This is a genomic window from Mesorhizobium kowhaii (assembly GCF_003253745.1).
In the GTDB taxonomy this organism is placed as follows: Bacteria; Pseudomonadota; Alphaproteobacteria; order Rhizobiales; family Rhizobiaceae; genus Mesorhizobium; species Mesorhizobium kowhaii.
The window spans coordinates 357,670-383,661 of sequence record NZ_MZXV01000032.1 but is presented as its reverse complement, the minus strand read 5'-3'; the positions used below and the strand labels follow the sequence as shown (position 1 = coordinate 383,661).

At 63.3% G+C, this 25,992-nt stretch carries 24 protein-coding genes; 8 read left to right on the top strand and 16 right to left on the bottom strand.

Annotation, left to right across the window (positions count from 1 at the left end):
• The first annotated feature begins 10 nt into the window (after positions 1 to 10).
• The 5 genes from B5V02_RS14660 (at position 11) to B5V02_RS14640 (ending at position 6,496) form a co-directional block, all read left to right on the top strand.
• Entirely contained in the window at positions 11 to 1,006 is a 996-nt protein-coding gene (locus B5V02_RS14660; RefSeq protein WP_111544860.1) for a glycosyltransferase family 2 protein, read from the top strand.
• Positions 1,006 to 1,956, top strand: a complete 951-nt coding sequence (locus B5V02_RS14655; protein WP_111544859.1) for a glycosyltransferase family 2 protein — start codon at positions 1,006 to 1,008, stop codon at positions 1,954 to 1,956. Before B5V02_RS14660 ends, B5V02_RS14655 begins: the two co-directional genes overlap by 1 nt.
• Positions 1,946 to 2,896, top strand: a complete 951-nt coding sequence (locus tag B5V02_RS14650; RefSeq protein ID WP_111544858.1) for a glycosyltransferase family 2 protein — start codon at positions 1,946 to 1,948, stop codon at positions 2,894 to 2,896. Before B5V02_RS14655 ends, B5V02_RS14650 begins: the two co-directional genes overlap by 11 nt.
• A gap of 74 nt (positions 2,897 to 2,970) precedes the next feature.
• Positions 2,971 to 3,867 carry a UTP--glucose-1-phosphate uridylyltransferase gene (locus B5V02_RS14645; RefSeq protein ID WP_111544857.1) on the top strand — a complete coding sequence of 299 codons (897 nt, stop codon included), beginning with the start codon at positions 2,971 to 2,973 and terminating at the stop codon, positions 3,865 to 3,867.
• A gap of 235 nt (positions 3,868 to 4,102) precedes the next feature.
• Positions 4,103 to 6,496 carry a polysaccharide biosynthesis tyrosine autokinase gene (locus tag B5V02_RS14640; protein WP_111544856.1) on the top strand — a complete coding sequence of 798 codons (2,394 nt, stop codon included), beginning with the start codon at positions 4,103 to 4,105 and terminating at the stop codon, positions 6,494 to 6,496.
• A 313-nt stretch (positions 6,497 to 6,809) separates the two neighbouring features.
• Here B5V02_RS14640 and B5V02_RS14635 read toward each other — a convergent pair whose 3' ends face one another.
• Together B5V02_RS14635 and B5V02_RS14630 are read right to left on the bottom strand one after the other, a co-directional pair.
• The gene (locus tag B5V02_RS14635; protein WP_111544855.1) at positions 6,810 to 7,895 is read right to left on the bottom strand and encodes an acyltransferase family protein; all 1,086 of its coding nucleotides are present in this window, start codon (positions 7,893 to 7,895) and stop codon (positions 6,810 to 6,812) included.
• 92 nt (positions 7,896 to 7,987) lie between these two features.
• The gene (locus B5V02_RS14630; protein ID WP_111544854.1) at positions 7,988 to 9,895 is read right to left on the bottom strand and encodes a propionyl-CoA synthetase; all 1,908 of its coding nucleotides are present in this window, start codon (positions 9,893 to 9,895) and stop codon (positions 7,988 to 7,990) included.
• A 113-nt stretch (positions 9,896 to 10,008) separates the two neighbouring features.
• Between B5V02_RS14630 and B5V02_RS14625 the strand changes: the two genes are divergently transcribed.
• Positions 10,009 to 10,839, top strand: a complete 831-nt coding sequence (locus B5V02_RS14625; RefSeq protein ID WP_111544853.1) for a DUF2259 domain-containing protein — start codon at positions 10,009 to 10,011, stop codon at positions 10,837 to 10,839.
• Positions 10,840 to 10,844: 5 nt separating this feature from the next.
• Entirely contained in the window at positions 10,845 to 11,657 is an 813-nt protein-coding gene (locus tag B5V02_RS14620) for a DUF2259 domain-containing protein (protein WP_245445920.1), read from the top strand.
• A 383-nt stretch (positions 11,658 to 12,040) separates the two neighbouring features.
• Here B5V02_RS14620 and dhaK read toward each other — a convergent pair whose 3' ends face one another.
• The 14 genes from dhaK to B5V02_RS14550 form a co-directional block, all read right to left on the bottom strand.
• Positions 12,041 to 13,027 carry a dihydroxyacetone kinase subunit DhaK gene (gene dhaK / locus B5V02_RS14615; protein WP_111544852.1) on the bottom strand — a complete coding sequence of 329 codons (987 nt, stop codon included), beginning with the start codon at positions 13,025 to 13,027 and terminating at the stop codon, positions 12,041 to 12,043.
• A 138-nt stretch (positions 13,028 to 13,165) separates the two neighbouring features.
• Positions 13,166 to 13,588, bottom strand: coding sequence for a hypothetical protein (locus B5V02_RS14610; protein WP_095082801.1), 423 nt, complete (start codon positions 13,586 to 13,588; stop codon positions 13,166 to 13,168).
• Positions 13,585 to 15,201 (bottom strand): phosphoenolpyruvate--protein phosphotransferase, encoded by a 1,617-nt coding sequence (ptsP, locus tag B5V02_RS14605; RefSeq protein WP_111544851.1) that lies wholly within the window; start codon positions 15,199 to 15,201, stop codon positions 13,585 to 13,587. The genes B5V02_RS14610 and ptsP overlap by 4 nt, the downstream gene beginning before the upstream one ends.
• Complete coding sequence (locus B5V02_RS14600) at positions 15,185 to 15,487, bottom strand: HPr family phosphocarrier protein (RefSeq protein ID WP_111544850.1); 303 nt, start codon at positions 15,485 to 15,487, stop codon at positions 15,185 to 15,187. Before B5V02_RS14600 ends, ptsP begins: the two co-directional genes overlap by 17 nt.
• A 21-nt stretch (positions 15,488 to 15,508) precedes the next feature.
• On the bottom strand, positions 15,509 to 15,898 hold the full coding sequence (dhaM, locus tag B5V02_RS14595; protein ID WP_111544849.1) for a dihydroxyacetone kinase phosphoryl donor subunit DhaM: 390 nt from the start codon (positions 15,896 to 15,898) through the stop codon (positions 15,509 to 15,511).
• The gene (dhaL, locus tag B5V02_RS14590) at positions 15,895 to 16,497 is read right to left on the bottom strand and encodes a dihydroxyacetone kinase subunit DhaL (RefSeq protein WP_111544848.1); all 603 of its coding nucleotides are present in this window, start codon (positions 16,495 to 16,497) and stop codon (positions 15,895 to 15,897) included. Before dhaL ends, dhaM begins: the two co-directional genes overlap by 4 nt.
• A gap of 72 nt (positions 16,498 to 16,569) precedes the next feature.
• On the bottom strand, positions 16,570 to 18,213 hold the full coding sequence (locus B5V02_RS14585; RefSeq protein WP_111544847.1) for a dihydroxyacetone kinase subunit DhaK: 1,644 nt from the start codon (positions 18,211 to 18,213) through the stop codon (positions 16,570 to 16,572).
• Between the two features lie 79 nt (positions 18,214 to 18,292).
• Positions 18,293 to 19,306, bottom strand: a complete 1,014-nt coding sequence (locus tag B5V02_RS14580) for an ABC transporter ATP-binding protein (protein ID WP_111544846.1) — start codon at positions 19,304 to 19,306, stop codon at positions 18,293 to 18,295.
• On the bottom strand, positions 19,299 to 20,411 hold the full coding sequence (locus B5V02_RS14575) for an ABC transporter ATP-binding protein (RefSeq protein WP_111544845.1): 1,113 nt from the start codon (positions 20,409 to 20,411) through the stop codon (positions 19,299 to 19,301). Before B5V02_RS14575 ends, B5V02_RS14580 begins: the two co-directional genes overlap by 8 nt.
• A gap of 2 nt (positions 20,412 to 20,413) precedes the next feature.
• On the bottom strand, positions 20,414 to 20,620 hold the full coding sequence (locus tag B5V02_RS14570; RefSeq protein WP_111544844.1) for a hypothetical protein: 207 nt from the start codon (positions 20,618 to 20,620) through the stop codon (positions 20,414 to 20,416).
• Positions 20,617 to 21,567 carry a carbohydrate ABC transporter permease gene (locus tag B5V02_RS14565; protein WP_111544843.1) on the bottom strand — a complete coding sequence of 317 codons (951 nt, stop codon included), beginning with the start codon at positions 21,565 to 21,567 and terminating at the stop codon, positions 20,617 to 20,619. Before B5V02_RS14565 ends, B5V02_RS14570 begins: the two co-directional genes overlap by 4 nt.
• A complete protein-coding gene (locus B5V02_RS14560) occupies positions 21,564 to 22,511 on the bottom strand; it encodes a carbohydrate ABC transporter permease (RefSeq protein ID WP_095084297.1) in 948 nt (315 codons plus the stop codon). The genes B5V02_RS14565 and B5V02_RS14560 overlap by 4 nt, the downstream gene beginning before the upstream one ends.
• Positions 22,512 to 22,621: 110 nt before the next feature.
• The gene (locus tag B5V02_RS14555) at positions 22,622 to 23,953 is read right to left on the bottom strand and encodes an ABC transporter substrate-binding protein (protein WP_111544842.1); all 1,332 of its coding nucleotides are present in this window, start codon (positions 23,951 to 23,953) and stop codon (positions 22,622 to 22,624) included.
• Between the two features lie 276 nt (positions 23,954 to 24,229).
• Positions 24,230 to 24,919 (bottom strand): PIG-L deacetylase family protein, encoded by a 690-nt coding sequence (locus B5V02_RS14550; protein ID WP_111544841.1) that lies wholly within the window; start codon positions 24,917 to 24,919, stop codon positions 24,230 to 24,232.
• 26 nt (positions 24,920 to 24,945) lie between these two features.
• On the opposite strand from B5V02_RS14550, the gene B5V02_RS14545 reads away from it, so the two are divergent.
• A complete protein-coding gene (locus B5V02_RS14545) occupies positions 24,946 to 25,836 on the top strand; it encodes a DMT family transporter (RefSeq protein WP_111544840.1) in 891 nt (296 codons plus the stop codon).
• Positions 25,837 to 25,992: the final 156 nt, after the last annotated feature.

Here is a 25,992-nt window from a genome sequence, read left to right as displayed (position 1 = left end):
ACTGAAGCCGATGACGCAGACTGAAAAACCCTCATCCAGCCTTATCGTTATTCCGTGCCTGAACGAAGCCGCCCATATCGGTGTGCTGCTCGATCAATTGCGCCCCGCGGCCGCGAGGCTTGGCGCCAGGATCATCGTCGCCGATGGCGGCAGCACCGACGGCACGCTGGCCATCGTCGAGGACATCGCAAGCAGGGATCCGCGCGTTATCCTGCTTCACAACAAAAGGCGCATCCAAAGTGCGGCGATCAACCTCGCCGTCGGCACCTTCGGCGAAGGTGCCGACTATCTCATTCGCATTGACGCGCATGGCGGCTATCCCGACGACTATTGTGACCGGCTGGTCGAGGAGGCATTGGCCACCGGAGCGGATTCGGTTGTCGTTTCGATGCTGACCAGCGGCAACGGCACCGTGCAGAAGGCCGTCGCGGCGGCACAGAATTCCAAGCTCGGCACCGGCGGCTCCAAGCACCGACACCTCTCCGCCGGAGAGTGGGTCGACCACGGTCATCACGCGCTGATCCGGATATCGGCGTTCGGGGCTGTCGGCGGCTATGACGAGACGTTCAGCCACAACGAGGATGCCGAGCTCGACTACAGGCTGAGACAGGCCGGCTACAAGATCTGGATGAGCGGCAAGACGCAGATGATCTATTACCCGCGCGCCTCGCTCCGCGGCCTCTATTTCCAGTATCTCGGCTATGGTCGCGGCCGCGCCAAGAATGTGCTGAAGCACCGCGTCGTCCCGAAGGTCCGGCAGATGGTGCCGCTCCTGGTGTTTCCGGTCGTGCTGCTGGCGGCCTTCTCTTTCGTGCTCTGGCTGGCGGCGGTGCCGCTGCTGCTGTGGGCCTCGGTGTGCCTGGGCTACGGCCTGTGGACGGCCATCCGCCAACGCAATGCCGATATCGCGCTTGCCGGCGTCTCGGCGATGGTCATGCATCTTGGCTGGTCGGTCGGCTTCTGGCTGCAGCTTCTCGGCCTCGGGTCGCGGCGCAGGGTGGCGTGATGGCGATGCAGGCCAAGAACTTCAGCATCGACATCGGCGTCTGCACATTCCGGCGGCCGGAACTGGCCGACACGCTGCGCTCGCTCGACGCCATGGAGATGCCGGCTGGGTTCGATATCAGCATCATCGTCGCCGACAATGACGACACGCCGACCGCCCGGGACCTGGTGACCGCGCTGTCGCAGGAGTTGACGGTGCCGGTCCGCTATCAGCATTGCCCGGCGCGCAACATTTCGATCGCCCGCAACGCTTGCCTCGACGCCAGCACAGCAGATTTCGTCGCCTTCATCGACGATGACGAGACGGCCACGCCGCGCTGGCTCGCCGAGCTCGTCGCGATGGCGCAATCGAGCGGCGCGGCCGCCGTGCTCGGCCCGGTCCGGGCGCGCTATCGCCCGGATGCGCCGGACTGGATGCGGCGCGGCGATTTTCACTCGACCTTGCCCGTCTGGGTGCGCGGCGAGATCCAGACCGGCTACACCTGCAACGTTCTGCTCCGGATGGGATCGGACAGCCTGCGTGGGCGCCGCTTCAGCCTGGCGCGCGGCCAGACCGGCGGCGAGGACACCGAGTTCTTCGACCAGATGCACAAAGCGGGCGGCCGCATCGCCTTTTCGCCCGAGGCCTGGGTGGATGAGGCGGTGCCGCGCTCAAGGGCGGCGTTCGACTGGCTCGGCCGCCGCCGCTTCCGCGTCGGACAGACGCACGGGCATCTTCTGGGACGCAACGCGCGCGGCATCGGCTTCGTCAAGCAGGTCGGCCTGGCGTCGGCAAAGGCCATCTATTGCTTCGCCTCGGCACTTCCGGTCGTCATCAGTCCGGTTCGAAGGAACCGCAGCGTGCTGCGCGGCATTATGCATGTCGGCGTCGTCAGCGGCCTCGTCGGCATCCGCGAAATCCGGCTCTACGGCCAGCCTTCGCCACAGGAAGGGGGCAAGCGTGCAGCCTGACGTCAGCTTTGTCATCGCCGCCTACAACGCCGAGGCGACCCTCGACCGGGCGATCGCAAGCGCCATCGCGCAGAAAAACGTCAGTGTCGAAATCATCGTCGTCGACGACAAGTCGCGCGACGCGACGCTCGACGTGGCGCGGGCCTATCCGCAAGACATCGTTCGCGTCGTCGCGCTGGCCAGCAATCGCGGTCCCGGCGGCGCCAGGAATGCCGGGCTCGATGTCGCCCGCGGCAGATGGATCGCGGTTCTCGATTCCGACGACGCCGTTTTTCCAGACCGCATCGCCGCCATGATCGCCCGCGCCGAGAAGGCAGGCGCCGAGATCGCCGTCGACAATTTGCAGGTCATTCGCGAGGACGGTGTCGTCGAGGACGCGATGTTTCCGACGCGCTACCTGGAGGACTTGAGCGAAATCTCGCTGGCCAGCTACATCGCCGGCAACGTCGTTTTCGAATCGAAGTTCAATCTCGGCTACCTCAAGCCGATCTTCCAGCGCCGGTTCCTGGATGAAAACGGTCTTCGCTATGATGAAAAACTGAGCATTGGCGAAGATTACATCCTGCTCGCCAACGCTTTGGCCAAGGGCGGCAAATGCGTGGTCGAGCCGACGATCGGCTATGCCTATCATATCCGCAGCGGCTCCATCTCCCGCGTGCTCGAGCTTCACCATGTCGAAGCGATGCGCAAGGCAGATGCCGTGTTCGCTCAAACCCATTCGATGGACGAGGCCGCGCAAATCGCGTTCGCCCGGCGCAGCCGCAGCCTGCGCAAGGCCGCATCGTTCCTGTCGATGGTTCAGCACATCAAGGCGCGGTCCCCGCTCAAGGCGATCCGGACAGCGCTCAGCGACCCGGCGGCGGTTAGGCATATGGGCATGCCGATCGCCGTGCGGTTGCGAAGAGTAGCGGCGCAGTTTGCCGTGGGGGTGGGGAGGTGAAGATGCAGGCATATGAAGGGGTTTTTCGTGGCCTGTGAATGGACTGAAGTCGATCTCCTCAGAAGGAATTTGCGATGAAGAAAATCAGGAAGGCCGTGATACCGGTGGCGGGGCTTGGAACACGGTTCCTGCCGGCGACCAAGTCGATGCCGAAGGAAATGCTCCCCGTCGTCGACAGGCCTGTCGTGCAATATGCGGTGGACGAGGCCTTCGAGGCGGGCATCGAGCACATTGTGTTCGTCACCGGCCGCAACAAGGCGGTGATCGAGGACTATTTCGACCTGCACCCGGAATTGATCGGGACGCTGGAACAGACCGGCAAGAAGGCGCAATTGCAGTCGCTGGAAAGCCTGCTGCCGGTGGCCGGCGCCACCAGCTTCATCCGCCAGCAATCGCCGCAAGGCCTCGGCCATGCCGTCTGGTGCGCGCGCGAAGTCATCGGCAACGAGCCCTTCGCTCTGCTTTTGCCGGACATGGTATCGTTCGGCGGCCGCGGCTGCCTGGCCGAGATCGTCGACCTTTATGCCGAAACCGGCGGCAACGTGATCGCCGTCGAGCGCTGCGATCCGACCGAGACCAACAAATACGGCATCGTTGGCCGTGGCGCCGATATCGGCGGCGGCTTCGAGGTGACGGCCATGGTCGAAAAGCCGGCGCCAGCCAACGCACCGTCGAACTTCTATATCAACGGCCGCTACATCCTGCAGCCCGAGATTTTCGCGCTTCTGGGCAATCAGCAGCGCGGCGCCGGCAACGAGATCCAGTTGACGGACGCCATGGTCCGGCTGTCGCGGGATCAAGCGTTCTTCGCCCAACCTTTCAAGGGCCGCATGTTCGACTGCGGTTCGAAGGAAGGGTTCATCCAGGCCAACATTGCCTTCGCGCTGGCGCGCGACGACATGAAGGGCCCGGTTTTCGAGATGCTTCAGGAGTTCGTCCGGTCGCATGAACGCCAGGAAGAAGCCGCATAATGCCCATGTTTCGGGAGCATATTCAGATGGCTGGCGACGCGGGGCGATAGCTCCCGCGCCGTCTGGCACGAAGCTTGCCTTGTGTTGCGCAATGCTCCCGATCTTCGCGGCTGTGCAAGCCAAGGCATGATCCCGAAAAGTGGCGTCCGGTTTTCGGGAAAGATCATGCTCAAACAATGAGATAGATCCCCATCCCGATCATCGGGATGGAACAGGCTCTAGAATTGGACCGAAGATGAATTATGCCAACTTTCCTCTCGACAAGAGGATGCCATTGCCGAATTCAGACGCAGGAGACGGCGACGACTTCATCGATATCGAGCGGCTGCTTGGCATGGCCGCACGGCAAGCCAAGGTGGTTGCCGTGTGCGCCATCATCGGTCTCTTTCTAGGCCTGCTCTATCTGCAGACCACGCCGCCCCAATATCAGTCGGTCTCAAGCGTGCTGATCGACGAAGGCCTGAACAAGATCGTCGATGACATCTCGGCGGCGTCGACAACCATGCAGACCGATTCGGCCATCCTGAGCCAGATCGAAATCCTGACCTCGACGCGGCTTGCCGCAGTGGTCGTCGACAAGCTGAAGCTCGACCAGAACGATGCCTTCATGAATCCGCCCGTATCGGCTCTGGCGAAGGGCGTCGGTCTCGTCCGGAGCCTGATCCAGTATGTTCGCCCCAGCCCTGTCTTGCCGGGCGTTGGTGACATCAGCAAACTCGACCCCGCCACCCGCGATGCGCTGATCGCCTCGTCCAGTCGCGACTACGCGATCCTCAAGCTGCAGAACGAGGTGCGGGCGGAGCGCACGGGGCGAAGCTACGTCATCGCCCTTGGGTATCAGGCGACGGATCCGGCCCTGGCCCATGCGATCACCAAAGCCTATGCCGATGCCTATCTCGCCGATCAGCTCGATGCCAGCTTCGACGCCACCGAGCGGGCGGCGGTCTGGCTGCAGGGTCGGCTGACGGAATTGCGCGAGAGCTCGCAGGCGGCATCGCTCGCGGTCGAGAAATTCAGGGCCGAACATGGCTTGGCCGCCAACAGCGATGGCCAGCTGATGAGCGACAAGCAACTCTCCGATCTCAACGCCCAGCTCATCGTCGCGCAGGCCGACACCGCCCGCGCCAGTGCCCGCTACCAGCAGTACAAGGCGATTGTCGAAAGCGGTTCCGACAACGCTTTCAAGGATGCCGCCATATCAAGCGACCAGCCGAGCAGCTCGGTCATCGCGGCGCTCAAGACCCGCTACCTCACGGTCTCCAAGCGGCTGCAGGACGTCGAGGCGAATTTCGGCGCCCAGCATCCGCAGGCGGTGGCGCTTGCCAAGGAGAAGGCCGACATATCGACGCAGATCTTCGGCGAACTGAAGCAACTGACCGAAAGCTATCGCAACGAATATGAAGTGGCGCTGGCGCGCGAGACCGCGCTCAGGGCCAATGTCGCGGCCGCGCAAGGCAAGAGTTCCGTCGACAACCAGACGCAAGTCAAGCTGCGGGAACTCGATCAGCAGGCGACGGCGCTCACCACGCTCTATCAGACATTCCTCGGCCGCTACGAGGAAGCCGCGCAACAGCAATCCTTCCCGGTCGGCAAGATCCGCATTATCTCGGACGCCTCGATGCCGATGGCCGCGTCAAGCCCGCGCACGATCATCGTGCTTGGCCTTTCGTTGGTGCTTGGCACGCTGATGGGCGCCGGCTTCGGCGGCCTGAATGAATTCAACGAACGTTTCTTCAGGACCGGCGAGGAGGTGCGCGACCGTGTCGGCCTGAAATTCCTCGGCTATCTGCCGGCGATCGGCGGCAAGCTCGGCAAGGAAGAAAAGCCGGGCGAGACCCAGGTGGATACCAAGACCGCCAAATCGCTGTCGTCCGCCGAAAAGCGCGCGCGCATGCGGGTAAGCATCGATTCGCCTGCGTCGATGTTCTCCGAAACGCTGCGCAGCGCCAAGATCGCCTTCGACGTCGTGATGGAAGGGCAAGGCAGCCGCGTCATCGGCATCATCTCGGTGCTTCCCGGCGAGGGCAAGTCGACGGTCGCGGCAAATCTCGCCGGATTGCTTGCCGCCAACGGCGCCAAGACGCTGCTGGTCGACGGCGACCTGCGCAACCCCGGCCTCAGCCGCGGCCTTGGCATGGAATGCGAGCAAGGCTTGATGGAAGCCGTGGTCAACGGCCAGACCTGGCAGTCCGTCGGCAAGATCGACCGGCAGACGAAGCTGGCAATCATCCCGGCCGTGCTGCGCGGTTACTTCTCGCACACCAGCGAACTTCTCTCCTCGGCCGGGATGCGGCGCTTCATCGACAACGCCAAGGAGACGTTCGAATACATCGTCGTCGATCTGCCGCCGCTCGGGCCGGTGGTCGATGCCAAGGCTTTCGCGCCGCTGGTCGACGGTTTTGTGCTCGTCACCGAATGGGGCCGCACGCCCCGTGCGATGGTGAGGTCGATGCTGGAATCCGAACCCTATGTCGCCAACAAGATCATCGGGGCGGTGCTGAACAAGGTCGATCTGAAGAAGCTGGCCAAATATGGATCGTTCGGCGGCTCCGAGAAATTCTTCGATAAATACTCGACCTACTATCTGGAAAAGTCGGAAGTGCGCAGCAAGGCAAAGGCAACGGTCTGATATCGGCCGTTGTCCAAGCAGGCCCTTTCGAAAGCGCATCGCGTTGAAACGGGGTCAGTCGACGCGCTTTAAATCTTTGCTTTATGCCTGCATGCCCAAACGCCGCGCGCTTTTGGGCGACATGCATTAGGAGCAGGTCAGCTCCAGAAGCACATGAATGAGCCTGCTTCGCTTGTCGGCGATTCCGATGGCAGTCAGGCGTCCGCTGTGGAAGACGGCGGTGTCGAGCCGGGTCTCGGAACCTGCGGCTGGACAGTACGGCTCCTGCGCGCGCGCTGGGCACCGAGGTGCCCATTGGCCAACGAGGTCGCGACTACGCGGCCTTGAGCCGATAGCGGAACACGGTGTGGTCGAGCAGCAGCCGGATGCGTGGCTCGGCCTCGGTCGCCACCAGCCAGCTTGCCGCGATCATTGTCGCGCCGACGATCACCATCGAGAAGAGATGCGGCAGTCCCGCGCGGACCAGGACGCCGAGCAGGGCCGCGCCGACGACGTCGTGCAGGAGGTAGAGCGGATAGGTCATCAGTCCGATCCGGCGCCAGCCGCTCCAGGAGAGGTCGAGCCGAAGCGACCATGCCATCAGTCCGACCGCGGCGAGGAAGATGAGGGTCGGCGGCGCGAACGGCATCTGTTGCCCGACCTTCAGGATATGGACGTCGACCGAACTGGCGATCTGCAGCACGCCGCCGCCCAGGAACAGGGCGCAGAAGGCAAGGCGAGCCGTCGTCACCGCCTTGAAGCGCATCAGCCACAGCATGACGCCGGTCGCGAAGAAAACGCCGTGATGCACCAGCAAAAGGTCGAGCGTGCGTGTCTCGGCAAGGTCGGCCCAGCCGAGCGGGTAATAGAGGCACCAGAAAAGCGTGCTGACCAGGCCGATGGCAATGGCCACCATTTCCATCTGATGGAATCGGCCAAGCCGCAGCAAGGTCCAGACGATGGCATAGAAGGCGATCTCGATGCCGAGCGTCCAGTAGACGCTGTCCACCCAGGGTGCGTAGGGAACGAACAGGCCGGTGCGAACCAGCCTGGTGACGGCATCGGTCGGCCAGCTGAGGCCGACGATCAAAAGCACCACCGCGGTAACGGGGGCGCAGATCCAGACCGCTGGTGCCAGCCGTTTCACCCTTGCTTCGAAAAACCGCAGCGGCGTCGATCTCTCGGCGCTGAAGGCGATGACGAAACCGCTGATGACGAAGAAGATCTGGACGCCGACCCAGCCTGATTCGACCCAGGCACCTATTGCCGGCTGCGCGGGAATGCCGCCCGTGGCGCGTGCCGAAACGCCGTCCGGAAACGCCCACACCCAGAAGCCGTAGTGGTAGACCATGACCATGACGGCGGCGAGGAACCGCAGGATGTCGACGCCGCCAAATGTTATTTTCTTCTGCTGAGCCATACCGTCTCGCCGGATGGCCCCCCAATCAAAGGTGTAAGGTGGATTGCTGCATTGCACAACAAAAGATTGCGGCGCCGACCTCGACGATTTTGCTAAACTCCGATCCCTCGCTCCTTCAGGGCGGCGGTGATCTCGTCGAGAATCAGCGGATCGTCGATGGTCGCCGGCATGGTCCATTCTTCCTTGTCGGCGATCTTCTGCATGGTGCCGCGCAGGATCTTGCCCGAGCGTGTCTTGGGCAGGCGCTTGATCGTCACCACTGTCTTGAAGGCGGCGACCGGGCCGATGCGTTCTCGCACCAGCCCGACCACTTCGCTTTCGATGGCACCGGTCTCGCGTGAAACGCCGGCATTCAGCACCACGAAGCCAAGCGGCACCTGGCCCTTCATGGTATCGGCGATGCCGATGACGGCGCATTCGGCGACGTCGGGATGGGCGGAAAGCACCTCCTCCATGGCGCCGGTCGACAGGCGGTGGCCGGCGACATTGATGATATCGTCGGTACGGGCCATGACATAGAGATAGCCGTCCTCGTCGACCATGCCGGCATCCGCCGTCTTGTAGAAGCCGGGGAACTCGTCGAGATAGGCTTGGCGGAACCGCGCGTCGGCGTTCCACAGCGTCGGCAGGCAGCCGGCGGGCAGCGGCAGCTTGACCACCACATTGCCCAGCGTGCCGCGCGGCACCTCATGGCCGGCATCGTCAAGCACGCGGATGTCGTAGCCGGGCATCGGCACGCCGGGCGAGCCATATTTGACCGGCAACAGGCCGAGGCCGGCAGGATTGATCGTCATCGGCGAGCCGGTCTCGGTCTGCCACCAATGGTCGACCACCGGCACATTCAGCTTCTGCTCCGCCCATTTGATGGTTTCGGGGTCGGCGCGCTCGCCGGCGAGGAACAGGGTGCGGAATTTCGACAGGTCGTATTTCGGAATGAACTCGCCCCTCGGATCCTGCCCCTTGATGGCCCGAAATGCGGTCGGCGCGGTGAACAGCGCGACGACGCCATGCTCAGAGATCACCCGCCAGTAGGTGCCGGCATCGGGCGTGCCGATCGGCTTGCCTTCGAACAGCACGCTGGTGCAGCCGTGCAGCAGCGGCCCATAGACGATATAGGAATGGCCAACCACCCAGCCGACATCGGAGGCTGCCCAGAACACCTCGCCCGGCTTGACGCCGAACTCGTTTTCCATCGTCCATTTCAGCGCGACCATGTGGCCGCCATTGTCGCGCACGATGCCCTTGGGCTGGCCGGTCGTGCCCGATGTGTAGATGATGTAGAGCGGGTCGGTGGCGAGCACCGGAACGCAGTCGACATTGGCGCCGGCTGCCCGTTCGCGGGCGACGGCATCGGCGTAGTCGATGTCGAAATACTCCTTCAACTCGCAGCGCAGCTGGTCGCGCTGCAGGATCAGGCAGCCGTCCGGCTTGTGGCGGGAAATCTCGATCGCCTTATCGAGTAGCGGCTTGTAGGCGACGATGCGACCCGGCTCCAGGCCGCAGGAGGCCGAAATGATCAGCTTCGGCTTGGCGTCGTCGATGCGGGTGGCAAGCTCATGCGAGGCAAAGCCGCCGAAGACGACAGAATGCACCGCGCCGATGCGGGCGCAGGCCAGCATGGCAAAGGCGGCTTCCGCCACCATCGGCATGTAGATGATGACGCGGTCGCCCTTGCCGATGCCGCGGTTCTTCAGCACCGAGGTCAGCGCGACCACCTCGCGCTTCAGCTCGGCATAGGTGAATTTCTTGATCGTCCCGGTGATGGCGCTGTCATGGATCAGCGCGATCTGCTCGGCGCGTCCGCCGGCGACGTGGCGGTCGACGGCATTGTAGCAGGTGTTGCAGGTGGCGCCGGTAAACCAGCGGCCATAGACGCCGGCAGCGGCGTCGAACACCTTGTCATAGGGCGAATGCCAGTCGATGGCCTCGGCCGCCTCCGCCCAGAACTTTTCCGGATCGCGTTTCCAGCCGTCATAGACCTCGTGATAGCGTGAAGCCATCCGACACCTCCCAGGAACGATTTTCTTCCCTCCAGATAGCGCGCTCTAACCTTGGCCGCAAATGCACGCCATCGTGCGGCCGGCATCGATCTGGCGCTTGGGGGCAAGCTGCGATGAAATTTCGATACGGGATTGGTGGAGCGGCCGTGCTGGCGGCGCTGTCATTGACGGTCGCATCCGTCGCCTGGGCGGACGATGGCGCGGCCGTCGAGCCGCTCGGCTTTTCCAGCGATGGCCGCACCTTTGCCTTCGAGCAATACGGCACCGAAAGCGTCTCCGGCATGGATTATTCGCTGACCGATGTGATCGCGGTCGCCACGAACAGATCCGTCGATGGTGTGCCGCTCGTCGTCGATACCACCACGGTCGATGACAGCCTGCTGCAAGACCCCAATCAGGATCCACTCCTGGTCATCCGGCGGCAGGCGAAGCAACAGGCCGCGCCCTTGCTGCAACGGTTCGGCATCAATGGAAGCGGCACCCGGGTCGGCATCGTGGCCGCCAGCCGTTCGCGCGAAACCACGCTGGCCATCGCCGACGAGACGGACGGACGCCAATCGCCTGTTGTCAAGGCATTGCAGCAGGCCGCGGTGGCGACGATGGCTTTGGAACCCTCGGTATTCGGAGGTGGAGCCCATATGGAGCTGCAGGAACAGGCCATCGCCTCGTCGGCCGGCACCTGTGCCGACTACGGCTACACCGCCAAGGGCTTTACGCTGACGCTGCAGCGCGACGGCAAGCCGCCGCTCGTGCTTGGCGCGGTCCAGGCTGCGCAGACGGATGAGGGCTGCCCGCTCGGCTTCGGTCTTGCCGAGGCGCACGCCTTGCAATTGGCGGATGGCTCGATCGCGCTTGCCGTGCTTGTGCAACGCTTCGAATATGTCATGGAAGGGCCGGACCGCCGTTTCACGGTGGTGACCGCGCTGGTGAAACGAGGGGAGTGAAGAGAATGCCTCGTCTTGGGCGGACCATCAGGCAATCCCTGCTTCCATCTTTCCTGGGTGTCATGCTCGCGATCTCGACTGGAACCGCTGAGGCCGGCGATGCCGCGGCACGGCGCATCATCGGCTTTTCGCCCGACGGCAGCACCTTCGCCTTCGAGCAATATGGAACGCTCGACGCCGGCGCCTCGGCTTCCGGCTATTCGCAGATCGACATCATCGACACCCGTACCGACGCCTTCGTTGGCGGCGAGCCGATCCTCGTCGTTGACGAGTCCGAGGAGGCGACACTGACCCTGGAACAGGCAAGGGCACGGGCCGCTGCGAAGGCGGCGCCCATCCTTGCCGAATATGCCATCGCGTCGCGCGGCGAGCAGACGGCTTCCGACAAGTTCACCTTTCCCGATGAGATGGTTGCCTACAACGACATTTCCCGCCTCGAGCAGGTGTCGCAGAAATGGCTTTCGCCGCTCTATGACCAACTCGACATCTCGACCATCCAGCTCGACCAGATCCTGGCCAGCAGCACCACCGACTGTTCAGCGAGTTTCGACGCCACGCAGCAAGGCGACATATCGGGCAAGGCGCTCGGCTTTCGGCTGACGCTGCAGGGGCAGGACGGCAAGCCGTTCAAGGTCCTGCATGAAGACAAGACGGTGCCGGGCTCAAGGAACTGTCCGACCTCCTACAGCCTGTCGGAATCCTACGAATTCACCCCGGCCGGCAAGCCGGCCGTGATTGTGGTGCTGGTGCAGCGCTTCAGCCAAGGCTTCGAGGGGCGCGACCGCCGCTTCATTGCCGTGACCGGCCAGCCGCGCTGACAATCCGTGTCCCGAGTTTCCCAGGCAGCCGTTCGATGAATGTCGCTTGCTCTAGATCGACGCAATTCCGGACGGAAAACCGTTTCACACTTTTCCTGGAATTGCTCTAGATCGGCAAAGCCACAAGCATGAGGCCGATGCCGCCGAAGATCAAAATGGCTGTCGCCAGGGCTTTTCTGTGACGTTCGAAGCTCGTCGGAGCCCGCTCCCAATTGTAACGCATACGCTATCTCCACAAGTCCCGAGGAGTCCTTTACCTTACTCGGGGGAAGGAAAGCAACGGTCTGGCCCGGACGGTTCGGACGATCCCGCGTCGCGAGGAAGACTATTTCTGGGACGATTCCCGCCGGCGGCACGATTCCAGCCACAGCTTGGCAGGAAGACTACATGCCCCAGCGCAGCGCCGCCGTGTGCACCGGCGCGTCCCAGAATGCGGCCGTTTCCGCGTCGAGCATGGTCAGCGTGATCGAACAGCCAGCCATGTCGAGCGAAGTGACATAGGAGCCGACCAGCGAACGGGTCACCGTCACGCCGTGCCTCTCGAAAATTGTTCGCGCGCTGTTGTACATCAGATAGAGTTCCATCAACGGCGTGCCGCCAAAGCCATTGACGAACAGCAGCGCCGGGCCCTTGGCCCTGTCGCCGAGATCGCCCAGGATCGCGGCACAAATCTCTTGCGCGATCGCATCTGCGCTTTTCAACATGTCGCGTCGCCTTCCGGGCTCGCCGTGGATGCCGACGCCGAACTCCATCTCGCCATCTCCGATGTCGAAAGTCGGCTTGCCTGCGGCGGGCACGGTGCAACTGGTCAGCGCCACGCCCATCGACCGGGTCACACCGTTGACGCGTTCGCCCAGCGCCTTCAGCGGCGCCAGCGCCAGGCCATGCTCGGCCGCCGCGCCGACGATCTTTTCGACGACCAGCGTGCCGGCGACGCCGCGCCGGCCGGTCGTGTAGGACGAGTTTTCGACGGCGACATCGTCATTGGTGACGATCTGCATGACGCCTTCCGACATTTCAGCCGCCATCTCGAAGTTCATCACGTCGCCCTCATAGTTCTTGACGATGAACAGGCAGCCGGCGCCGGTGTCGACGGCTTCTGCCGCCGCCAGCATCTGGTCCGGCGTCGGCGAGGTGAACACCTGGCCGGGGCAGGCGGCGTCGAGCATGCCGTGACCGACAAAGCCGCCATGCAGCGGCTCGTGGCCGGAGCCGCCGCCGGAGATCAGCGCCACCTTGCCCGGCCGCAAGGCCTTGCGGCGGACGAATTTGTGCTCGTCGCCAAGCACAAGGATGTCGGCATGGGCGGCAACGAAGCCGTCGAGGCTTTCGGTCAGCACCGTGTCCACCGAATTCATAAATTTCTTCACGGCCGTCTCCTCCCGAAATGGGCCTCAACCAAAGCAATTCCAGGAAAAGTGTGTAACGGTTTTCCGTCCGGAATTGCGTAGAAACAAAAGGTTAGAGTGGTTCAATCGCTCCACGAAATATTGAACCGCTCTAACGGATCAGCCACCCTTACCGGTGATGCTGGTGATCTTCTGGATAAAATCATTCACTGCCCGGTCGAGCGCTGCGTTCTGCTTGTCGTCACCGAAATCGGGCACGATGAGCGAAACATGCCGCGTCTTGCGCATGCCTGCCGCGACAGACATTTTTCCCGGATGCGCCTGATGATAGGCGGCGAGAAACTGGTCGCGCTCGGCGGGGCTGAAATGGCAGACGGAAAAGATCGAAGGCAAATGCTTTGACGGGATCGGGATCGAATAGGCCGGGCTGGAAATCTGCGTGACGAAGCTGCGGTGCTTGCCAAGCGCATCGGCGAGCCGCTGGCGCATGCCGGACGGCCGCTGGTCGATGACGTGCGACAGGATCGTCTTGTAGGCGCGGATCGCCTCTTCGGAACCGGCTTCAGGCATCTTGTCGATCATGCCGGCCGCGCCTGGATCGAAACGTCCGCGATGGCCGCCTTGGCCATGGCGAGTTGCGCGGGGGCAACGGAAAGGTCGCGCAGGCCGGCCTCGAGCAGCGACGGGATCGAGGCGGGGTCGCCGCCGGCATCGCCGCACAGGCTGACCGGAATTTCTGCACGCAAGCCAAACGCGGTTACGGCAGCGACAAGCCGCAGCACGGCTGGATGACGGACCGAGTTGAGGTGTGCCACTAGAGCGTTGTCCCGGGCGGCTGCCATGACATACTGGGTCAGGTCGTTGGAGCCGATCGAGAAGAAGGCGGCCTCGGCAAAGGCCTCCGGCACGATCGCCACCGAAGGCACCTCGACCATGATGCCGAGCGGCGGCATCTTTTGCGGAATGCCGTGAGTAGCAAGGGCTGCCTGCTCCTCGGCGAACATCGCCGCTGCCTGTCTGTATTCCTCCACAACGGCGATCATCGGGAACATCACTTTCAGACTGCCGTGGACGGCGGCGCGCAGCAGTGCCCGGATTTGTACACGAAACACTTCCGGCCGCGCCAGCGACAGCCTGATGCCGCGCAGACCGAGGAACGGATTGCCTTCCTCGACAGTGAAGCCGGGCACTGGCTTGTCGCCGCCGGCATCGACGGTGCGGATCGTCACCGGCTTGTCGCCGGCCCATTCCAGCACCTTGCGATAGGCGCGATACTGCGTCTCCTCATCCGGCAATGTCTTGCCGAACAGGAATTCGGTGCGCATCAGCCCGACGCCGTCGCAGGTGGCGATGTCGATGCCGTCGACGTCGGACGGATCGGCGATATTGACCTGTACGCGCACCGCTGTACCGGTCTTGGTCACCGCCGGCCGCGCCAGAAAAATCCCGGCCCGGTCGCGGCGTGCGAAGAACGATGACGACGATTGGCGAAAGGCATCGATTTCGGCCTTGGAAGGCGACAGCACGATGCCGCCATGTTCGGCATCGAGCAGCGCGATGCCGGCAAGATTGGCAGGCGAGTTGCCAAGACCCAACACCCCAAGCCCCACAACCATAGGCACGCCGCGCGAGCGCGCCAGCATGGCGACGTGGCTCGCCGCGCTGCCCGCCTTCAGCGCGATGCCGCCGCCGCCGCTCCAGTCGGTCTCGAGAAAACGCGTCGGTGCGATGTCCTCGCCGTAGAGAATAGCGCCGCGTGGTGCCTGGATGTCGCCATCCTCGGTCAACGCGCGCAGCACCTGGTCCCTGATGTCGCGTATGTCGGCCGCACGGGCGCGGAAATACTCTTGATCCGAGGTCTCGTAGCCAGCGATTTCCACATCCAGCGCCTGTCGCCATGCCGCATCGGCGGGGTGTCCGGAGGCAATCGCTGCAAAAGCCGGGCCGCTCAACGCGTCGTCCCCCAGCATGGCTATCTGAAATTCGAGGATGTCGGCGGCGTCACCATCAGCGATTTTGATCAATGCGGCGAGACGGCCCGTCGCAATGTCGATTGCGGTCTCGAGCGCTGCTTTCTCGTCGGCGGTATTTTCCTTGCAGGCGTAAGCAATGGCAATCCGGTCGAGGTCGAACAGCGGCCCCTCGGCATAACCGGCCGAGGCCGAGATGCCTTGAAGCCTAAGCGGTTCGGACATGGTCCGCGCCTTCGTCGAAATCGCGCCGCACCAGTTCGACCAGTGCGTCGACGGCATCATTGGCGCCGGCGCCGCTGGCCCTGATGTGCAGCACCGTGCCTTTCGGCGCCTTGGTGGCCATCACCTTGACGATGCTCTTGGCGTCGAACCATGGCCCGTTGGCGGCAAGTGCTATTTCCACCTCGGCGGCGAAGGTCTTGGCCAGCTTGGTGAACTTCACCGAAGGACGCGCATGCAGACCCACCTCATGGGTGATCAGGACGGTCGCTTCGGCGGATGCGGACATATCTTCAAGATTCCCGTTCGTTCACGACGGCGACAATTCGTGCGCCGTCGCCACCACTTCCTTGAGCGAGGCCCCGCCGGACGCCTCGGTCGCCGCCATCACCGCGCCTTCGACGATCGGCGCGTTGCAGACGATGATCTTCTGCGCACGCGGCTCGCCGATCATCTCCACCGCCATTTCGCTGTTGGTCTCGGCGCCGCCGAGATCGACTAGGATGGCGACGCCGGCTTCCGACCATGCCCTGTCGATGGCGCTCATGATCGCCTCGACATTGGTGCCGAGCCCGCCATGGCCGTTTCCGCCGCACCATGCAAGCGGCACTTCGTCGCCCACCATCTGCCGAACCATGTCGGCCGTGCCCTCGGCGACCAGCGGCGAATGCGAAACGATGACGATGCCGACATTGCTCATGCGCTTTCCCCGACGGTTTCCGCCACTGTCCGCACGAGAAGCGCGGTTGAGCGCGCACCGGCATCCATATGGCCGATCGAGCGGTCGCCAAGGAACGAGGCTCGGCCACGCAGGGCCTTCATCGGCACGGTCGCTTCGGCGGCCGCGTCGGCGATATCGGCGATTTCCGCCCCCGTCTTTCCCCGCAACAGGGCATCATGCACAGGCTGCAGCACGTCGAGCATCGTCTTCTGCCCAACCTGCGACTTGCCCCTTGCGGCCACCGCTTCGATGGCCTTGCCGAAAGCCAGGGTCAGATTGGCGCGATCGGGCGCGGCGGAAATCTCCTTGCCGAGCGCCATGAACAAGGTGCCGAACAGCGGACCGGAAGCCCCGCCGACCGTCATCACCAGCTTGGTGCCGATCGCCTTGAGCGCCTCGGGCAGCGGCTTGGCAGCAAACGCCTCGGCTTCGCTGCGCACGGCCTCGAAACCGCGCTTCATGTTCAGCCCATGATCGCCGTCGCCGATTGCCTGATCGAGCGCCGTCAACGCCTCGGCGTGAGCGGCAATCGTGTCCGCGGCGGCCGCGATCAGCCTGGAAAGGTTCAACGCCGCCATGTCACCCAAATTCCTGGTTCCCACCCTGCCGGCAGTAGCGAAAGAATTTTCATTCGACAACTGAAGCATGCGTCAGACCGCTGCAAGCAGCGCGGCTGCGGCCGCGAAGGCCTCGGCCACGGCATAGGCGCCGGGGTCGACCACGCCTTGCAGCTTGCTGCCGACATAAGCGGACCGCCCGGCTTTCGCTCTGTCCATGGCGGACGTGGCCTCGGCACCGCGTCGAGCCGCCGTTGCCGCCTCCTCCAGGCCGCCGGTGTCCAGCGATTTCAGCGCTGGCTCCAGGGCATCGATCATCGTGCGGTCGCCAACCTTTGCGCCGCCGTAGAAGGTCATCCGTTCGAGGCCGGCAAGCAGCGCTTTGGCCAGGCCGGCGCCGCCATCCAAAGCCTGCGCCGCCGCGGTGAAGAAGATCGACAGCAGCACGCCGCTGGAGCCGCCCATGGACGCGCTCAGAATGTCGCCCACCGCGCCAAGGGTTGCCGCAGGATCGGCCAGCGGCAGCGTATCCAGCCGATCGAGCACACTGCGCGCGCCTGTCGCCACCGTCGAACCGGTGTCGCCATCTCCCGCCTTGGCGTCCAGCCCGTTCAAAGTGGCTTCGAGCGCGATCAGCCGCTCGCCGATGGTGACGACAAGGCGTCTGGTGCGTGCATCCTGGCTGGGCTTGTGTGCCGCGCTTACGGCGGCTGGTTTCGCCAGCGGCACAATAGCCGGCGCAACAAGAGGCTTTGCCGGCATCCAGGCGTGTGGGCCGACCGGTGCCAGCAAGGCTGCCTCGCGCACAGCGTCCAGCCGGATCAGCGACAGCGAGAAGCCGTTCATGTTGAGCGCCGTCATCAGCGCTCCGGGGCCGATCGTCAGCTTGATGGTCTTGGCGAGCGGCGAAGCCAGCACCGCATTGGCGACAAGCGACATTTCGAGCGGCGGCACGGAGCCGAGATTGTTGATGAGCAAGGCATAGCTGGCTGCCGGATCGAGCTGTGCCGCAAGCCGCTCCACCATGATCGCGACCAGCCTGTCGGCGCTTTGCACGGCAATCCGCTCGACGCCCGGCTCACCGTGAATACCGAGGCCGAGCTCGCCATCGTTTTCGCCAAATCTGTCTTCGTGCGGTTGGCCCGGGATCGAGCAGGACGACAGCGACATGCCGAGTGAAACGATGTCCTTCGCCGCGGCTCGCGCTGCTGTCGCGACGGCTGCAAGATCGTGGCCGGCTTCCGACAGATGGCCGGCGATCTTGTGCACGAACAATGTACCGGCAACACCGCGCGGCTGGGCAATATCGGGCAGCGCGATATCGTCGGCGACGATCACCATCTCGACGCGGAAGCCCTCAGCCCGCGCCTTCTCGGCCGCCAGGCCGAAATTGAGACGGTCGCCGGTGTAGTTCTTGACGATCAGCAGGCAGCCGGCCGGGCCAGTGACCGCGCGAATGGCGGCCAGCACCGCCTCGACGCTTGGCGAGGCAAAGATCTCGCCCGAAACCGCCGCCGTCAGCATGCCCTTGCCAACGAAGCCGGCATGTGACGGCTCGTGCCCAGCGCCGCCGCCGGAGAGGACGCTGACGTTCGTCTTGTCCCAGTCGGCGCGCAGGATGACCTTGATTTCGGGATACCCGTCGAGGCGCGCCAGATCGCCGGCGCCAATGGTCCGCAAGAGGCCGTCCAGCGCCTCGGTGACGATCGTTTCCCTGCGATTGAAAAAGTGCTTCATCGAATTCGTCCAGTCCCGTATTCGCAATCGTCAATCAGAAGCCGGTGTTGAACCTTGGCAGGGAAACACCGAAAACCGTTCACATCAGCCTTTGTCCGTCGGCACCAAAGTAGAGCGGCGACCGATAGCGGATCACCACTCTGTCGCCTTGTCCCAGATCCGTGTCGGGATCGGTCAGCGTCACCAGCTTCCTGGTCCCCACCGTCACATGCAGGTGATTCTGGTCGCCGAGATGCTCGACCCAGTCGACGACGCCGTCGGCTTGGCCGTTCGCGGCCTTCTCGATCGACAGATGCTCGGTGCGTGCGCCGATGGTCTTGGTGCCGGTCGGTGCGCCGCCATCGGGCAGCAGCCCGGTCGGCAGAAGATTGATCGCCGGCTGGCCGAGCCTGGCCGCGACATGAAGGTTTGCCGGCTCCGAATAGATCGTCCTCGGCGAGCCGATCTGCACCAGCACGCCATCGGCAAGGATGCCGATGCGGTCGGCCATCGTCATCGCCTCGATCTGGTCATGCGTGACATAGAGCATAGTGGCGCCGAGCTCGGACTGGATGCGCTTCAGTTCGAGCCTGAGATCCGCCCGCAACTTGGCATCGAGCGACGACAGCGGCTCGTCCATCAGATAGATGGAAGGCTTGCGCACCAGCGCGCGGCCGATGGCGACGCGCTGCATTTCACCGCCCGAAAGCTTGGTCGAGCGGTTGGCGAGCTTGTGATGGATGCGCACCATCTTCGCCACCTCCTCGACCCGGCGGCGGATCTGCTCCTCCGGCATCCTTCGTGCCGGTGAGCGCAGCGGGAAGGCGAGGTTGTCGAACACCGACAAATGCGGATAGAGCGAGTATTGCTGGAACACGAAGGCGGTGTCGCGCTCGGCCGGCGAAAGTGTCGTGGCATTGTGGCCGCCGATTTCGATGGTGCCTGCATCCGGCCGCTCCAACCCGGCGATCAGCCGCAGCGTCGTCGTCTTGCCGGCTCCGGTTGGCCCGAGCAGCACGACGAACTCACCATCGGCGATGGAAAGGTCGAGACCGTTGACGGCGACATGGTCGCCAAAACTCTTGCTCACGTTCTTGATGTGCACGTCAGCCATGCTGTGCCCTCCGCTCCGAGGCGGCATCGTGGACCGCGGTTCTCACCGCGCGACCCGATCCCTTCTCGAACAGCGACAGCCGCGCGCTGCTCAGCGTCAGGCCGACATGGTCGCCAGTGGAGAGCCGGATCTCGGCCGGCACGCGTGCCTTGATGATGCCGTCCGCCGTCTCCACAGCGACGATCTGCGTGGTGCCGAGATATTCGGTGCCGTAGATAGCGCCACGCAACTTGGAGGTGTCGTCGAAGCGGATGTGTTCCGGGCGGATGCCAAGCGCCATGTCGGTCGGTGCGATATCCTCGCGCACCTCCGGCACCGCGACCTTCGCACCCTGGACGACGATTTCTTTCGCCCCTTTGTTGAGTCCTCCGCCGAAGCCCAGGAAATTCATCGGCGGCGAACCGATGAAGTCGGCGACGAACATGGTCGCCGGCCGGTCGTAGATTTCGCGCGGCGTGCCGAACTGTTCGATGACGCCATGGTTCATCACCGCGATCTTGTCAGCCATCGACATCGCTTCCATCTGGTCGTGCGTGACATACACGGTGGTGGCGTGGATGCGGTTGTGCAGCTCGCGCAACTCATGGACCATCAAATCGCGGAACTCGGTGTCGAGCGTGCCGAGCGGCTCATCCATCAGGAAGCACTTTGGTCGCCGCACGATGGCGCGGCCGAGCGCCACCCGCTGGCGGTCGCCGCCGGCAAGGCCGGAGACGGATTTGTTGAGCAGATGGTCGATGCGCAGAAGCTTTGCCGTCTCTTCGACGCGCTCGCGAATCTCGGCTGATGGCATGCCTTGCGCCAGCAGTGGGAAGCCGATGTTCTTGCGCACGTTCATGTGCGGATAGAGCGCGAACAGCTGGAAGACGAAAGCGATGTCGCGCTCGCGTGCCCGCAGCATGGTGACGTCGTCGCCGCCGAGCAGGATCTGCCCGCCGGTCGGCAGTTCGAGCCCGGCGATCATGCGCAAGGTCGTCGTCTTGCCGCAGCCCGACGGTCCGAGCATGACGAAGAACTCGCCATCCTCGACGACGAAATTGGAATCCTGCACGGCGACGAAATCGCCGAAGGCCTTTCTCAGATGCTGAACACGAATTTCGGCCATGGCTATTCCGGGAACTTCGAGACGATGATGAACATCACGGTGCCGGCGAGCATGGTGATGAAGGAATAGGTGTAGAGCGACAGTGCGAAGGGCTGGAACAGCATCAGGAAGCCGATGGCGATCAGCGCCGTCGCGATATTTTCCATCAGCCCGCGCCTCGCCCAGACCGGCCAGCGCGATTTGCGTTTCTGAGGTGTTGTCATGCTCATTTGCGCACCGCGCCGAAGGTGATGCCGCGCAGCAATTGCTTGCGAAGCAGGATGGTGAAAACCAGGATCGGCACCAGGAAGATCGTCGTGCCGGCCGCGACCGCCGGCCAGTCCTGGCCGCCTTCGCCGATGATGGTCGGGATGAAGGGCGGCGCGGTTTGCGCCGTGCCGGAGGTCAGAAGGGCGGCGAAGGCATATTCGTTCCAGGCGAAGATCAGGCAGAAGATCGCGGTCGCGGCAATGCCGGTGGTCGCTTGCGGCAGCACCGTGCGCCAGAAGGCCTGCAGCCGCGTATAGCCGTCGATCATCGCCGCTTCCTCGTACTCGCGCGGGATCTCGTCGATGAAGCCTTTCAAGAGCCACACCGCCAGCGAGACATTGACCGCCGTATAAAGCAGGATCATGCCGAGCGCGGTGTCGGACAGGCCAAGTTCGCGGTACATCAGGTAGATCGGGATGGCGACGGCGATCGGCGGCATCATGCGCGTCGACAGGATGAAGAACAAAAGGTCGTCGGCCAGCGGCACCTTGAAGCGCGAGAAGCCATAGGCCGACAGCGTGCCGAGAAACACCGCGCAGAAGGTCGAGCCGAAGGCGATGATCAGCGAATTGACGAAGCGCGGCAGGAAGTTGGACGGGCCGGCGATCACCATGTTGCGCTTGCGCGTGGTCTCGTCGCAAAAGTCGGTCGCCGGCCCCAGCGAGTTGATGTATTCCGGCGTCTGTCGCGTGCGTGTCGTGAACAGGTTGCAGTAGCCCTCGAGGCTCGGCTGGAACAGCAGCTTCGGCGGATAGGCGATCGAATCCGGCGGCGTCTTGAAGCTGGTGGCGAAGATCCACAGCAACGGCACGATCGAGATCAGCGCGTAGGCAATGATGATCGCGCCGGCGATGCGCTTCGAATTCGCAGACGGTGCGACGACCGAGTGGGCAGTGGTCAGGCTCATCTCTGCTTCACCTTGTTGAGCGCCTTGACGTAGATGTTGGCGAGACCGAACACCGCGACGAACAGGATGATGGCGAAGGCCGAGGAATAGCCCGTCCGCCAGCTCTCGAAGGCCTGGCGCTTCAGCGTGATCGAGGCGACCTCGGTGGTCGAGCCCGGCCCGCCGCCGGTCAACAGATTGACCATGTCGAACATCTTGAAGTTCTCGATGCCGCGAAACAGCACCGCCAGCATGATGAAGGGCAGCGCCATCGGCAGCGTGATCGACCAGAACTGCCGCCAGTTGGAGGCGCGGTCGACCTCGGCCGCCTCATAGATGTATTCGGGGATCGAGCGCAGCCCGGCGAGGCAGATCAGCATCACGTAAGGCGTCCACATCCAGGTGTCGACGATGATGATCGACCATGGTGCCAGCGACACGTTGGAGAGCATCTGGATATTCGTTGGCGGGATGCCGGTGACGAAGGAAATGGCATAGGCGAACAGGCCGATCTGCGGCTCGTAGAGGAAGCGCCAGAAATTGCCGACCACCGCCGGCGACAGCATCATCGGAACCAGGATGAGCGTCGTCCAGAACGCATGGCCGCGGAACTTCCTGTCGATCAGCCAGGCCAGCGTGAAGCCGATCAGCGTCTGCAGCAGGATGGTCCAGAACACGAAATGCGCCGTCGTCTGCATGGCGATCCAGATGTCCTTGTCGCCGAGGATGCGCTGGTAGTTGGCAAAGCCGAGATTCTTCACCACCTCGTTCGGCCGGTTGGCCCGATAATTGGTGAACGACAGATAGATCGCCCAGAACAGCGGAAAGATGTTGATGGCGAGCAGCAACAGGATCGTCGGCGAAATGAACAGCCAGGCGAGGCCCTTGTCGCTGATGCCCCGGACCTTGCGGGCCAACGGTTCCGGGGTCGCCCGGGCAACGTTCTCCGCGGTCCGATTGAGCATGGTCAGTCCTGCTTCGGTCACTTGGGTCGTCTCTGTCATGGAATTTATCTGAACTGCGTCCCGTGCCAAGGGTGGCACGGGACGCTTGGGCCTAGCTCGGGAGGAGCCGGTTACATTTTGCCGTCGTCCTCGAAGACCTGCGTCCAGTCCTTGACCAGGCCGTCAAGGGCATCCTTGGCCGAACCCTGGCCGGCGACGACATAGTCATGGAAGCGCTTCTGCGACGCCTGCAGCAGCGGTGCGTAGCTGGGCTCGGCCCAGAAGTCCTTCACGATGGCCATCGAGTCGAGGAAGGTCTGCGCATAGGGCTGGCTGGCCGGGAACTTTGGATCCTTCACCACCGCGTTGAGGCAGGAATAGCCGCCGAGTGACCACCACTTGGCTTGCACATCCTTGTTGGCGAACCACTTGATGTATTTCAGCGCCGATTCCTGCTTGTCGGAATAGGACACAACGGAGATGCCCTGGCCGCCGAGCTGGGCGAACTGCTCGCCGTCAGGCCCCTTGGGGTTGACGAAGTAACCGATCTTGTCGCCGCCGACATTCTCGTCTTTCTGCAGGCCCGGCCATGTGAAGGCGAAGTTCATGTGCATCGCCACCTGGCCGGATTTGAAGGCATCGACGCCTTCGCCCATATAGCTGTTCGAGGCGCCCGGAGGGGTGCAGCAATCATAGAGCGCCTTGTAGAACTCCAGACCCTTCACCGACTTGTCGGAATTGACGAAGCCTTCCATCTCGTAGGGCTTCTTCGGGTTTTCGTACTGGAAGCCGTAGCTGTAGAGCACGTCCATGGCGCCCATGGTGATGCCTTCCGAGCCCCGCTCGGTATAGATCGAGGCGCCATAGACGGTCTTGCCGTCGATCTGCCGCTTCTGGAAGAACTCGGCGACCTGCTTCAGCTGGTCGAACGTCGTCGGCGGGCCGAGATCCCAGCCGTACTTCTCCTTGAATTCCTTCTGCAGCTCCGGCTTGGAGAACCAGTCCTTGCGATAGGTCCAGCCGACGACGTCGCCCATGGCCGGCAGCGCCCAGTAGTTCGGCGTGTTCTTCGGCCATTCCGAATAGCCGACGACGGTTGCCGGCACGAAGTCGTCCATGCTGATCTTCTCCTTGTCGAAGAAGTCGTTCAGCTTGACGTAGTGGCCGTTCTCGGCGGCGCCGCCGATCCACTGGCTGTCGCCGATGATCAGGTCGCACAGCTTGCCGTGCGAGTTCAGCTCGTTGAGGAAGCGATCGGCATAGTTGGTCCACGGCACGAATTCGAATTTCATGCCGATGCCGGTTTCCTTGGTAAAATCCTTGGACAGTTCGACAAGCGCATTGGCCGGGTCCCAGGCGGCCCAGCACAGCGTCAGGTCTTCAGCGTGCGCGACGGTCGAGGCGGCTGTCGACGCGGATATCGCCGAGGCCAGTCCCAACGCCAGTTTCAAGCTCGATTTCATGCCTTCCTCCCATTTGCGAAACGCGTCCGGATGACGGTTTCAAGAGCCCTAAACCCCTCTCCTCAGGGGCCCAAACATGGCGGCGCGGTAGCGCGGCAGATGTTTAGTAATTTGTTTAGTAATGCAATTTTTACTAAACAACGCAAGCGAATTCGTTGCTGCGGCGCAGCATGCACGGGGCGGTGTCTGAAAACGTTCGGAAAAGCGTGGATCGTAGGTCGGATTGTCGAAGCCGTGCAAGCCGAATCCGACCAGGCCTGAAGGTGGTCTCGACTCTCAGTCGACCCGTTTGGTGCTCACCATCACCGGCCGGATTGCCGGTGCCGGTGGCAGCAGCGCGCGGATGTCGGCGAAAGGAAATACCGGCTCGAAGCGGAAGGCTTCGGCCAGCGAACCCTGCGCGCCGTTGCATTGGCCCGAACGAAAAAGGTTCTGCGTTCGCGCAGCATCGACGAAGCGATCGGGGTCCTGCGACTGATGCATGCGGATCGCCTTGGCCTTGATGTCGGCATGCGCGGAAATATCGACATAATGCGTCGGCGAAAAACCGGTGCCGCCGAGCGTGTCGGCATGCAGCACCGGCACCGCGAACGAAGCTGCGATGCGCACGCCGTCCGACAGCGCGCGGTGGTCGCCATGATAGTCGTTCGGCGCATGCGTAATCGCCAGGTCAGGGCCGATCTCGCCGATCAGCGCCTTCAGGGTCGCGATCAGCGCGGCATCGGCAACCAGCGCGCCGTCGGGGAAGTCGAGAAAGCGTGGCGCGGCACCAAGCAGGCTTGCCGCTTGTGTCGCCTCCTCGCGCCGCGCCCGGGCAAGCACGCCGGGATCACCCTTGCCGCCCTTGGCCCCATCGGTGGCGATAGCAAAAGTCAGTTCTGCGCCTTGCGCGGCATAGGCGGCCATCGTACCGAACATGAAGATCTCGATGTCGTCCGGATGCGCACCGAGCGCCAGTATTTTCAAGTCTCTCTCCCCGGAAATGGAAAAACGTGACGAACGGAATTCTGCTCGCCCTGATCGCCTATGCAAGCTATTCGGGCAGCGATGCCGTTGTCAAAAGCCTGGGCGGCCAGCTCACGATCTTCGAGATCGGATTTTTCATAACCTTGTTTGCCGGCTTCTTCCTCTTCTTCACGCGGCCGGCGGGCGAGCGCTGGCGTGATTTCTGGCGCACCAAAAGGCCCTGGGCGGTGCAGGCCCGCGCCTGGGCAGGCATCGCGTCCGGCGTGCTCAGCGTCTATGCCTTCACCACCATTCCGCTGGCGGAGGTCTATGCGCTGGTCTTTCTGGCGCCGCTCTGCGTCACCATCCTCTCCACCGTCATCCTCAAGGAGAAGGTCGGTCCGTGGCGATGGCTGGCGGTTGTCGCCGGCTTTGCTGGCGTCATGCTGGTGGTGCGACCGGGGTTTCGGGAACTCAATCTCGGCCACCTTGCCGCCTTCGGCGTTGCCTTCCTCGCCGCTGCCAGCGTCATCCTGATGCGCTCCCTGGCGCAGCAGGAAAGGCGCACAACCATGCTCGGCGTGCTGGTCGGTTATGGCCTGGCGTTCAACGGCATCGGTGCCGCCGCCACGTCATTCACCGTTCCGGACGCAAAACAACTGATGTGGCTGGTGATGGCCGGTGCCTTCACCGCTTGCGGGCAATTGCTGCAGCTCCTGGCGGTCAAGTATGCGCCCGCCAACCGGATCGCGCCGACGCATTATTCGCAGATCGTCTGGGCGGTGATCCTCGGCGCGCTGTTCTTCCAGGAATACCCCGACTGGCTGTCGCTGGTCGGCCTCGCGGTCGTCGGCGGTTCCGGCTTGCTGACCATGGTGCGCGAGGAAGCGCGGTTGGGCACGGTGCGATGGAACCCGTTTTCCCGCACCCGGCTTTGAACCGGCTCCGGCTCTATGAGACTGTTTCGAAATTCGCTCTGGCGAGTCATATGGTGGTGATTTCGAGAACCGGAGCGCAGCGGACATTTGGGTCCGTGAGCACCGGAAGCGCAGAAAACGCCATCAGATGGCCGCCAGAGTAGAAGTTCCAAACAG